Annotated in this window: 7 protein-coding genes; 2 read left to right on the forward strand and 5 right to left on the reverse strand. The window is 49.2% G+C overall.

Translation table 11 applies throughout. The features are described from left to right. Window positions 1–58: 58 nt before the first annotated feature. The 5 genes from F3I09_RS05850 to F3I09_RS05870 form a co-directional block, all read right to left on the reverse strand. Window positions 59–673 (reverse strand): hypothetical protein, encoded by a 615-nt coding sequence (locus tag F3I09_RS05850; RefSeq protein WP_149694110.1) that lies wholly within the window; start codon window positions 671–673, stop codon window positions 59–61. 34 nt (window positions 674–707) lie between these two features. Further along, complete coding sequence (locus F3I09_RS05855) at window positions 708–1,256, reverse strand: hypothetical protein (RefSeq protein WP_149694111.1); 549 nt, start codon at window positions 1,254–1,256, stop codon at window positions 708–710. Window positions 1,257–1,426: 170 nt separating this feature from the next. Next, window positions 1,427–2,902 carry a glutamate synthase subunit beta gene (locus F3I09_RS05860; protein WP_149694112.1) on the reverse strand — a complete coding sequence of 492 codons (1,476 nt, stop codon included), beginning with the start codon at window positions 2,900–2,902 and terminating at the stop codon, window positions 1,427–1,429. A gap of 29 nt (window positions 2,903–2,931) precedes the next feature. Next, on the reverse strand, window positions 2,932–7,461 hold the full coding sequence (gene gltB, locus F3I09_RS05865; protein ID WP_149694113.1) for a glutamate synthase large subunit: 4,530 nt from the start codon (window positions 7,459–7,461) through the stop codon (window positions 2,932–2,934). Between the two features lie 698 nt (window positions 7,462–8,159). Continuing rightward, a complete protein-coding gene (locus tag F3I09_RS05870; RefSeq protein ID WP_149694114.1) occupies window positions 8,160–8,930 on the reverse strand; it encodes a DeoR/GlpR family DNA-binding transcription regulator in 771 nt (256 codons plus the stop codon). 320 nt (window positions 8,931–9,250) lie between these two features. Between F3I09_RS05870 and F3I09_RS05875 the strand changes: the two genes are divergently transcribed. Both F3I09_RS05875 and glpK read left to right on the forward strand, forming a co-directional pair. Beyond that, on the forward strand, window positions 9,251–10,819 hold the full coding sequence (locus tag F3I09_RS05875; RefSeq protein ID WP_149694115.1) for a glycerol-3-phosphate dehydrogenase/oxidase: 1,569 nt from the start codon (window positions 9,251–9,253) through the stop codon (window positions 10,817–10,819). Between the two features lie 59 nt (window positions 10,820–10,878). Then, window positions 10,879–12,417: a glycerol kinase GlpK gene (gene glpK, locus F3I09_RS05880; RefSeq protein ID WP_149694116.1), complete on the forward strand. Its 1,539-nt coding sequence runs from the start codon at window positions 10,879–10,881 to the stop codon at window positions 12,415–12,417. Window positions 12,418–12,440: the final 23 nt, after the last annotated feature.

The raw sequence follows: 12,440 nt of genomic DNA on the forward strand, positions 1-12,440 counted from the left end.
GGTATAAAAAAAGTCCCGTCATAGACAGGACTTTGAAATAAAATGCCGGATATTTATATTACCAGGATGGGGTGTTCCGCTGGTTGAACTTCTGGATATAATATATCAGTTTATTCTTGTTCTGCTTGTCTTCGTTGAATTCCCGCAGTAATGCAGTATCCTGGCTAAGTATATACTTGCGCATATTGAACATCGTCAGGTCGTACACATCTCCCGTTATCAGATTCAGTACCCGCTTATCGGCCGTCTGCGGAGGCGTATTTTCGAAGACCATACCTCCCGTTGCCCTGTTGGGTGTAGCGGAAGTGATGGAATGGATGCGATACAGGCAATAGTACCCGATCTCTTCCAGCTTATTCAGTCCGTTGTCTTTGATGTAGATGGAGATGCCGTCTGAATACCCCCAGTATTTTTTCACTTTCTGTTCTTTGCCGGTAGAGTCTACCAGATTCAGCTCGTTGGGAGCCGACAGCAGGTATACCTGTGCAGCAGGAGTCTTGTTTTTCACGGTAATTGTTCCGGTAACGGAGGGATTGTTTGCCCTGAACTCCTGGAAAGTTTTATAGATACCTTTTTTGTATAGGTGGGTATCGTAGACTGAAGTGCCAACCTGGGCGGATGTAAATTGCACAAGGCCTGTGCATAACATGATAGAAAGTACCAACTGCCTCATAAGACTACAAATGTACTGTTTTTCGGGTGGAAGATCAGTGTGGCAGTACGTTCTGCTTCTCCATGTCATCGAGGATCACCTTGCGGATCCTTTTGTAAACAGTCAGTTTTCCAAATTCAATAGTTGTCTGCAATCGTGCAGACCATATTGTCTCAGTTCCTTCGTTTAGGGTAATATCAAAATCATTCACCAGGAACTGCTGGATGTTCGAAGTAACCGGCTCAAAGTTGTTAAGACGGGCCGCGTCTCTTTCAAATGCCGTCAATGGTGAAAACCGGAGTACCGCATCATGTGGCCAGGCTTCGGCTTTCTTCAGCGCAAGGTCCGTATCTACTTTATGGTGATCTCCCAGGTATTCATATTTACATTCGATGTTCTGGGATTTGAGTTCTTTGATCAATTCAACAGAGAGGTTGTCCATGTACATACGTGCCTGCATCCCTCCTTCTCCTACAATGAGGATCTTTTGATAGTGTTTGACACTATCCAGTTTTTTGTCGAAAGAACGCAGCGTGATTTTTTTCTGGGCATAAGCCGGCAGCAGGAACAGGCCAGCTATCAGTGACAGTAAAAGTGCTCTCATAGGGATTTTAGGGATAAAAAATATTGTAAATATATACCAAAAACACTAGTCAATATTTGCACGCAAGCAAAAGGCCGGGTAAAAACCCGGCCCGGCTGAAGGTTACAACAAAATCTAAACCTGCTTATGAGACTCTTTGATATTTTTAGTTCTCTGCAGCATTGGCGTTCTTAAACGGCCAGTGCTTGCAGCGAATCATCTTTACTTTCCAGCTGTGATGCGCCCATCAGGAATTCATCCACTTTTCTGGCGCACTCACGACCTTCACTGATAGCCCATACCACCAGGGATTGTCCGCGGCGCATATCACCGGCGGCAAATACTTTTGGTATGGTAGTCTGGAAGGCTCTCTCACCAGCTTTCACATTGCCGCGTTCATCTTTTTCCACACCCAATTCGTCCAGCAGGCCGGTATGTTGAGGATGTAAGAAACCCATTGCCAGGAAGGCTTGTTCACAAGGGATTACCTGTTCGCTGTCGGGAACTTCTTTGAAGCCACCTGGTCTGCCATCAGGCCCCAGCGCCCATTCGAGGTTCACTATTTTCAACCCTTTCAGGTTACCATTTTCATCACCGACAAATTCCTTGGTGCCAATTGCCCATTGGCGGGCTGCGCCTTCTTCATGTGAAGAGGATGTTTTCAACACCATAGGATAGGTAGGCCATGGCATATATGGCGTACGCTCTCCGGGAGGTTTTGGCAGCAATTCCAGCTGGGTTACACTTATTGCTCCATGACGGTTGGAAGTACCTACACAGTCAGAACCTGTATCACCGCCGCCTATTACAACAACATTCTTGCCAGTTGCAAGGATATCATTACCGGATACAGGACGGTCGCTTACACGCTTGTTCTGTTGCTTCAGGAAATCCATCGCATAATGTACGCCGTGCAGCTGACGGCCGGGAATACTCAGGTCACGGGGAATAGTTGACCCACCTGCCAGTACAATGGCATTGTATTCACGCAGGAGGTCGTTCACACTCACATTCACACCCACGTTTGCGTTACACTGGAACACCACACCCTCTTCTTCCATCAGTTTCACACGACGGTCTATTACCCATTTCTCCAGTTTGAAGTCAGGGATACCATAACGGAGCAGACCACCGGGAGCATCATCTCTTTCAAATACAGTCACATTATGACCGGCATAGTTCAGCTGAGCCGCAGCAGCCAGGCCTGCAGGACCGGAACCGATCACCGCTACCTTTTTGCCGGTACGAACTCTGGGCGTTTTAGCCTGTACCAGTCCTTTGTCGAAAGCAATTTCAATAATGTGGCGCTCAATTTCCTCAATAGCTACCGGAGGCTGATTGATACCCAACACACAGGCGCTTTCACACGGAGCAGGACAGATACGGCCTGTAAATTCCGGGAAGTTGTTGGTGCTGGTCAGTATTTCGTAAGCTTCTTTCCAGTCTTTCTGATATACTGCATCGTTGAACTCAGGGATCACGTTGCCCAGAGGACAACCACTGTGACAGAATGGTACGCCACAGTTCATACAGCGTGCAGATTGTTCATTCAGTTTTGACTCTGAATACTTTTCTACGAATTCGTTATAGTGTTGGACTCTCTCCGTTGCTGGAGTTTTGCCCGGCAGTTCCCTTGTAAATTCCAGGAATCCTGTTGGTTTGCCCATTGTCTCTTGTCTTAGATGTTAGAATGTTACTACTTCTCTACCTTCTGTGCGCCCGTTTTGCTTGCGTTGAGTGCAGCTTTGTACTCTTTCGGGAACACTTTCACGAAGTGGCGCAGCTGGTTTTCCCAGTCTTTCAGTATGAACCTGGCCACAGTACTGTTCGTATATGCATGATGCTTGGTGATCAGGTCCTGCAGTTCGGCGGTGTCTTGCTGGTCCAGCGGATCCAGGTCGATCATATCCTTGTTGCAACGTCCTGCAAACACACCTTTTACATCATATATATAAGCAATACCGCCACTCATACCTGCACCGAAGTTGCGGCCGGTTTCTCCCAGTATCACTGCTTTACCTCCTGTCATATATTCACAACCGTGATCGCCGACACCTTCTGCTACGATGGTAGCACCGGAGTTACGTACACAGAAGCGCTCACCGGCTTTACCGCGGATGTAAGCCTCGCCGGATGTAGCACCATAGAGCGCTACGTTACCTGCGATGATGTTTTCTTCCGCTTTAAAACCTGCTTCAGGAGATGGATAAAGGATCAGTTTCGCACCGGATAAACCTTTACCGAAGTAGTCATTTGCTTCTCCTTCCAGTTCCAGGGTTACACCTTTGGTATTGAAAGCCCCGAAGCTTTGTCCGGCAGAACCTACAAACTTGTAGTGGATAGTATCTTCCGGAAGACCTGGTCCTGCATAACGTTTGGATATTTCGTTACTGAGGATGGTACCTACGGCCCTGTCGGTGTTCTTGATATTAAACTGATGGAATACACGGGATTTTTTCTCCAGCGCCGGCTGTGCTGATTTCAGCAACTGCCAGTCAATCACTTCACCTATACCATGATCCTGTTCTTCCTGTTTGAACAGCCCTGTTTCGTCAGCAGCTGGTTCTTTATATAATATCGGAGACAGATCGAGTTGTTTGTACTTCCAGTGAGAGATGTTTTCACGCACCTGCAGGCTATCTACCTGGCCCACCATGTCGGTTACAGTACGGAAACCAAGGTCCGCCATGATCTCACGGAATTCTTCCACCAGGAATTTGAAGAGGTTCACAACATTTTCAGCATCACCGTTGAAGCGCTTACGCAGTTCAGGATCCTGTGTGGCTACACCAACAGGACAGGTATTCAGGTGACATTTACGCATCATGATACAACCTTCGGCTACCAGTGCGGCAGTTGCAACACCCCATTCCTCTGCACCCAGCAGGGTAGCGATGGCAATGTCACGGCCTGTTTTCAGCTGACCATCAGTCTGTACCACCACTCGGCTACGCAGTTTGTTCTTCACCAGTGTCTGATGTGTTTCAGCCAGACCCAGTTCCCATGGCAGACCCGCATGTTTGATAGAGCTGATCGGAGAAGCACCTGTACCACCGTCATAACCGGAGATAAGCACTACATCCGCTTTTGCTTTGGCAACACCGGCAGCGATGGTACCAACACCTGCCTTGGACACCAGTTTTACACTGATACGTGCGGCACGGTTAGCATTTTTCAGGTCAAAGATCAACTGAGCAAGGTCCTCGATGGAATAAATATCGTGGTGCGGAGGAGGAGAGATCAGACCTACACCTGGTGTGGAGTGACGAACCTTCGCGATCCAATCATCTACTTTATGACCAGGTAACTGTCCGCCTTCTCCAGGTTTAGCACCTTGTGCCATCTTGATCTGGAGCTCGTCCGCATTAGTCAGATAATTACTTGTTACACCAAAACGGGCACTTGCTACCTGCTTGATAGCAGAACGCATGCTGTCGCCGTTCGGGAGCAGTTGATAACGGAGTTCGTCTTCACCACCTTCACCTGTATTGCTCTTGGCGCCGATACGGTTCATCGCGATGGCCAGTGTGGAGTGTGCCTCGTGGGAGATGGAACCAAAGCTCATCGCACCGGTAGCAAAACGCTTCAGGATGCTTTCAGCCGGTTCAACTTCTTCCAGCGGAACAGAAGGACGATTACGTTTGAACGAGAAGAGGCTACGCAGGGTGGCTGCTCTTTCGCTCTGGTCGTTCACTGATTTTGAGTACTTCTTAAATATGCTATAGTCGCCCATACGGGTAGCATATTGTAAGAGGTGGATAGTGGTCGGGTTGAAGAGGTGGAATTCACCTTTTCTCTTCCACTGGTAGATACCGCCGGTTGTAAGACGCTGTACAGGTGTTTCCTTGCGGCCGTAACCCATCCAGTGCTTAGCCAGTGTTTCGCGGGCTATTTCATCCAGGCCCATACCCTGTATACGGGATACTGCGCCGGTGAAATACTTATCCACTACCTGGCGGTTGATACCTAATATTTCAAATATCTGTGCACCCTGGTATGATTGCAGGGTGGAGATACCCATTTTAGAGAATACTTTCAGCAAACCATCACATACAGCCTTGATGTAGTTCTTCTTCAGTTTATCCACATCCAGCTCTGTTTCCAGTTTGTCGTTCAGCTTCAGATCGCGGATGGTGCTCAGTGCCAGGTACGGGTTGATGGCGGTTACGCCAAAGCCCAGCAGACAGGCAAAGTGGTGCACTTCCCATACATCCCCGGCTTCTACGATCAGCCCTACCTGGCCACGGTATCCTTTGCGGATCAGGTGGTGGTGTACAGCTGATGCAGCCAGCAGTGAAGGCATAGCGGCGTGTTCTGAATCGATCGCCCTGTCGGACAGGATGATCACTTCGAAACCATCTTCCACCGCATCTACCGCATAGCGGCACAGACGCTGGAGGCCTTTTTCAAGGGAACCAGGTTTACCGTCTGCCCTGAAATAAGTATGGAGGGTCTTGGCCTGGAACAAGCCGGTATCTATACTACGGATCTTTTCCAGTTCGAAGTTGGTCAGGATCGGGTGACGGAGCGCCAGACCATGACAGTGCAGCGGATCTTCGTCCAGCAGGTTGCCATTATTACCAACATAGGTAGCGAGTGACATCACCAGCTTTTCACGGATCGGATCAATTGGAGGATTGGTTACCTGTGCGAACAGCTGTTTGAAGTAGCTGGTCAGGTGCTGCGGCTGATCACTCAGAATGGCCAGTGGAGCATCCGTACCCATGGAACCTACCGGTTCTTTACCATCGAGGGCCATTGGCGCGATGATGGTGTAAAGATCTTCTGTAGAATAACCGAAGGCGCGCTGGTATTTAAAGATCTGGTCGTGTTCCAGGTGGGTGAAAGTAACCCTCGGATCAGACAGTTCTTCCAGGCGGATCTTATATTTATTCAGCCACTCGCCGTAAGGTTGCTGAGAACAGATGTTCTGTTTCAGCTCCTCATCGCCGATGATACGGCCCTGTTCCATGTCCACGATGAACATTTTACCAGGCTGCAGGCGGCCTTTTTCTTTTACATTCTTAGGATCTATTGGCAGAACACCTGCTTCAGACGCCATGATCACGCGGTCATCTTTAGTGATAACGAAGCGGGCAGGACGCAGACCGTTACGGTCCAGCGTACCACCGATGATCTTACCATCTGTGAAGGAGATACAAGCCGGACCATCCCATGGCTCCATGAGGGAAGCATGGTATTCGTAGAAGGACTTCTTCACAGGGTCCATGTCATCGTTACCGTCCCAGGCCTCAGGGATGAGCATCATCATCACATGTGGCAGAGAGCGGCCGGTGAGCAGGAGCAGTTCCACTACGTTATCCAGGCTGGCAGAGTCGGACTGGCCTTCTTCCACGAGCGGAAGGATCATGTCCATTTCTTCCTGAGAGAAATATTTGGAAACGAAGTCCTTCTCTCCTGCCCTTAACCAGTTCAGGTTCCCTTTCAGCGTGTTGATCTCACCATTGTGCGCTATATAGCGGTAAGGGTGAGCCAGACGCCAGCTCGGGAACGTGTTGGTAGCGAAACGGGAGTGGATCAGTGCAAACGCAGATACCATCTTCTCATCGCTGAGGTCAGCGTAATAGTGACGTACCTGGTAAGTTGTTAACTGGCCTTTATATACAATAGTCTTTGTAGAAAGGGACGGAATGTAGAAAAGCGCTTTCTCTTTCGGAACAGTGTTGCGAACGGTTTTAGAAACGTAGTTACGCAGCACGAAGAGTTTACGCTCAAAAATGTCATTGTCCGTAATATGATAAGGACAGGCAATAAATACCTGTTCAATTTCCGGTTCTACAGAAAGAGCGCCTTCGCCAATGCCATCAGGACGTACCGGTACCCTACGGTAACCTAGTATTTCCAGTCCCAGTTTCTCGGCCGCTCGGTTCAGGATCTCACGGCACTCTTCGCGCCAGCGAGGCTCTTTCGGAAAGAAAATCATGCCTACCCCGTATTTTCCAAATTCAGGGAGGCTAATGCCTATCTTCAGGCATTCGTCGTACAGGAACTCGTGTGGCAGCTGGATAAGGATACCAGCACCATCACCGGTGTTTTGCTCATAACCACATGCACCGCGGTGCTCCATGTTTTCCAACATGGTCAACGCATCCCGGATGATCTGATGCGATTTACGACCCTTGATATGGGCCGTAAAGCCTGTTCCGCATGCATCATGCTCAAAATCCGGGTGATACAGTCCTTGCAATTGCTTCACTTCTTGCATTCGTTTAGATTTTTTGACCTTGGCACACCTTCCCCGCTTACTCTGGGCGGTTGAGGTACCGTAATTTTTCGGGAACGGTATAAAGATACTAAAGGAAACCGGTAATTTTTACGAAAGGTTTTGTATAACCCCAAAAAATTAGAAAAGATTAAAAAAGTACTGGCATTTGTTAGAATTAAATAAGTGGAGAGGTAATAAGTGACCATATTTCCCCCTGGAAGGGGCTCATTGGGTAATGAAAATGTTTAATGTGTTGAGGATAAAAGCAGTGAATGGACCAAAATGCTCTTACTAGTCTGTGGGTATCGCCAAAGGGTGATTCTTCCTGGTCGTGAACTTCCTTTGAGATCCTTTGAGATATAGTAGGGATATAGTTGAGATGGCCTCATCCTCCCTTAATCTTCCCTTCTGAAGGGAAGATTAAGGGAGGATGAGGCCATCTCAAACGAATCTCAAGTGAGTTAGAAGCGGCTACTGAAAGTTGATTTATTCGCTACAATCAGCTTCGGCAGGAGCCGTGTGTTTGTAGCCCGGGGTGGCAACCCCGGGAGCCATAAATGGATGGGCGTCCCCGAAATGGATGAACAACCCCGGGACCCAAACGGTTGGGCCAACAGACGCTATAATAATATGTAAGACCTGCAGCAATCAGCTAAACATTGCTACAGCATAGTGAATACAACTTAACAGGCTAGCTATTAAACGATTGTCACATTTATCCCCATTTCTTCCAGGGCCTTCACAATATGTGCAGAAACACCGCTGTCGGTAATGATCTCATCCACATCTTCCAGATCGCAGATCTTTCCGAAACCACGGCGGCCGAACTTGGAGGAATCCGCCAGTACAATGGTTTTCTGGGCGGCAGCCACCATTCGCTGATTCAATTGTGCTTCCAGGAGGTTGGTGGTGGTCAGGCCAAATTCGATATCAATACCTTCCAGTCCAAGGAATAACTTGGAACAGGAGAAGTCGGCCAGAATTCTTTCGGCGTAAGTGCCTGTTACTGAGGAAGAACTGTTGCGGACAATACCTCCCAGTTGTAATACCTCGATCTCCGGATGGCGTAACAGCTCCTGCGCTACGTTCAGGGCCGGGGTGATCACTGTAAGGTGTCCTTTGGGATGGATATTCCTGGACAAGGCCAGGGCAGTTGTTCCGGAAGAAATGATAATGGCATCGTTCGGGGCTATCATAGCTGATGCGGCGATGGCGATATTGTTCTTCTCCTCACGGCGCAGCTTCTCCTTCTCGTTGACAGGTTTGTCGTTAATGTACGGATTGTTGACGGTGGCGCCCCCGTGTGAGCGGAATAACAGGGACTTGTCTTCAAGCAGTTTGAGGTCTTTACGAATGGTAACACCGGAAACATCCAGTTCTTTGCAGAGGTCAACCACATTCACATATCCTTTTTCAGCTAAACGGTCAAGAATGTATTTGTGTCTTTCTGCAATATTGATCATTGACATACGCGCAAAAAATTAGCAGTTGTAGAAAAAAGCATTACATGTTTTAAACAGATTTGGAACAAATACAGTTATGCCTTCTTCCAATTCGTTACAAAAGTACTTTCATGTTGTTGAATTTAACACATTGCATCAGAAAAAATATTTAGTAAAAAGTGAGGAATATCATGTATAAATGCGCGTTTATACATTAACTTCCTGAAAAGGAACGAACAAAACATTTATTTTCGATCTACAGGACTGCCAGCGCCCGTTCTTTTTCTTTCCGATGTGAATGAAATAAACTGAAACTAATTAAAAGAAAATAAAGCATATTCCTCACAATGAACAGGTTAACCTTTAAACAACAGCTAGGCAATACGGCAACAGTCGTTTGGGATATTATTGTGATCGGCGGTGGCGCTACCGGACTAGGCATTGCCATGGACGCCGCTCAGCGGGGCTTCCGTACCCTCCTGCTGGAACAGTCGGATTTTGCCAAGGGGACTTCCAGCCGGAGTACAAAACTGGTACACGGAGGGGTGCGCTACCTGGCCCAGGGTGACGTGGGACTGGTAAAAGAAGCCCTGCACGAAAGAGGATTGCTGCTGGCTAATGCGCCACACCTTGCGCATGACCAGGAGTTCATCATACCATACTATAAATGGTGGCAGGGGCCTTTCTATGGCATAGGACTGAAATTATATGACCTGCTGTCCGGACGCCTTAGCCTCGGGCCCTCCCGCGTTATCGGCAGGCAGGCAGTGATCAAAGCTTTGCCGGCTATACGCAGCGAAGGGCTGAAAGGTGGTATTGTTTACCACGACGGACAGTTTGACGATTCCCGTCTGGCAGTAAATATCGCCGAGACAGCGACAGAACAAGGAGCGGTACTGCTGAACTATTTTAAGGTAACCAGTCTCCGGAAAGATGGAAACGGAAAGATAAACGGCGTAAGTGCTAAAGACCAGGAAACAGGAGAAACATATGACCTGCAGGCTAAAACGGTGATCAATGCTACAGGTGTATTTGCCGACGAGGTGCTGCAGATGGATGAACCGGGCGCCCGGCCCACTATCCGTCCCAGTCAGGGGGTACACCTGGTACTGGATGCTGGCTTCCTGAACAGCACCAGCGCATTGATGATCCCCAAAACGGCTGACGGCCGCGTGTTGTTTGCCCTGCCCTGGCATGGGAAGTTGCTGGTGGGTACGACAGATACGCCACTTAACGACCATAGCCTGGAGCCACAGGCACTCGAAACGGAGGTCAACTTCATATTGCAGACTGCCGGCAGCTACCTGCAAAAAGCGCCTACCCGCTCCGATGTATTGAGTGTATATGCGGGCCTGCGACCTTTGGCTGCGCCGCAGAAAGATACCGATAGTACCAAGGAAATATCCCGTAGTCATAAAGTGATTACCGCGGCTTCCGGGCTTATTACCATTACTGGCGGTAAGTGGACGACGTTCCGCAAGATGGCGGAAGATACCGTGGACACGGCAATTGCAACAGGAGGACTGGCCATCGTTCCTTGTGCAACACAATCCCTGCATATCCATGGATATACGACGGCGCCCTCCGCTCCTGCCCCGCTGGATGTGTATGGCAGTGATGTGGAGCCGATCAGTGCCTTGATAAAAGCCAATCCTGTACTGGCGGGGCAACTGCATCCCCGCTTGCCTTATATCAAGGCGCAGGTTGTTTGGGCCGTACAGCAGGAAATGGCCCGCACCGTGGATGATGTCTTGTCAAGAAGGTTGCGCGCCCTGTTACTGGATGCCCGGGCGGCCGTGGAGATGGCGCCTGCCGTTGCTGCTATGCTGGCGGCGGAGCTGGGGAAAGACAAGGCCTGGGAGGAAGAACAGGTGAAAGCCTTTACTGCAATAGCAGCCCATTACCTGCTGCATTAAGAAACCATCAACAAAATAAACCATAGTTCCACATCCGTTAAATTTCACGTGTACGCTATATGAAGGAAAAGGAAATAACCCGGTACGTCCTGGCATTGGATCAGGGTACCACCAGCTCAAGGGCGATCATATTTGATAAAGCCGGTGCGATAGTATCTGTAGCCCAGAAAGAATTCAGACAGATCTTCCCTTCCCCCGGATGGGTGGAACATGATGCCAGCGAGATCTGGTCCAGCCAGCTGGGCGTTGCTGCAGAAGCAGTGGCTAAAGCAGGACTAAGAGGAACAGATATTGCGGCGATCGGGATCACTAATCAGCGGGAGACGACCATTGTGTGGGACCGCCATACAGGGAAGCCGGTTCACAACGCCATTGTATGGCAGGACAGGCGCACTGCAGCTTACTGTGATGAACTGAAAGCGGCAGGGCATGGACAGATGATCAGGGAAAAGACCGGCCTTGTAATTGACGCTTATTTCTCTGCCACGAAAGTGAAATGGATACTGGACAATGTTGAAGGCGCCAGGGAAAAGGCCGCTAAAGGATTACTGGCCTTTGGGACGGTGGATGCCTGGCTGGTATGGAACCTTACAGAAGGAAAAACACACGCGACAGATATTACCAATGCATCGCGGACGATGTTATTTAATATACATACCCAAAGCTGGGACGAAGAATTGTTGTCCCTATTTGATATTCCGGCTACTATGCTGCCGGAAGTAAAGCAATCCAGTGAACTGATCGCAGAAACAGCGCCGTCTATTTTCTCTGTGACCATTCCTATCGCCGGTATTGCGGGTGACCAGCATGCGGCCCTGTTCGGACAGATGTGCACATCGCCCGGGATGGTGAAGAATACCTATGGTACGGGATGTTTTATGCTGATGAATATTGGTGAACAGCCCATCATTTCGCAGAACAACCTGGTGACCACTATTGCATGGAAAATAAATGGCAAGGTGGAATACGCCCTGGAGGGCAGCATTTTTATTGCCGGAGCAGTGGTACAATGGCTGCGGGATGGATTGGGAATTATCCGCTCCTCCTCCGAGGTGGAAGGCCTGGCCGCAAAGGTGGCCCACAATGATGGCGTATACCTGGTGCCGGCATTTGCTGGTCTGGGAGCTCCTCACTGGGACCAGCATGCGAGAGGCACTCTTGTTGGGATGACCAGGGGCACAACGTCGGCGCATATTGCAAGAGCTGCACTGGAAAGTATTGCCTATCAAACCATGGAAGTGTTGCGTGCAATGGAGGCCGATGCAGGTATCAGTATAAAAGAACTGAGGGTGGACGGCGGCGCTACCAATAATAACCTGCTGATGCAGTTCCAGGCCGACATACTGGATACGCAGGTGATACGTCCCAGGATCACGGAAACAACGGCTATGGGAGCGGCTTATCTTGCAGGACTGGCAACAGGTTTCTGGAAAGACCAGGAAGAAATTGCCCGTCAGTGGCAGGTAGATCACTCTTTCACCCCCGCCGGTAAGGAAGAAGATGTGCATAAATGGATCAAAGGCTGGAGCCATGCAATAAAGGCGGCAAAGGCCTGGGCAAAACTCTCGGCACAGGAAGATGCTGTAGTAAGCCAATGATATAACCCGCGGATGATCTGAAA

The sequence above is a fragment of the Chitinophaga sp. CF418 genome, from assembly GCF_900142925.1.
Lineage (GTDB): Bacteria > Bacteroidota > Bacteroidia > Chitinophagales > Chitinophagaceae > Chitinophaga.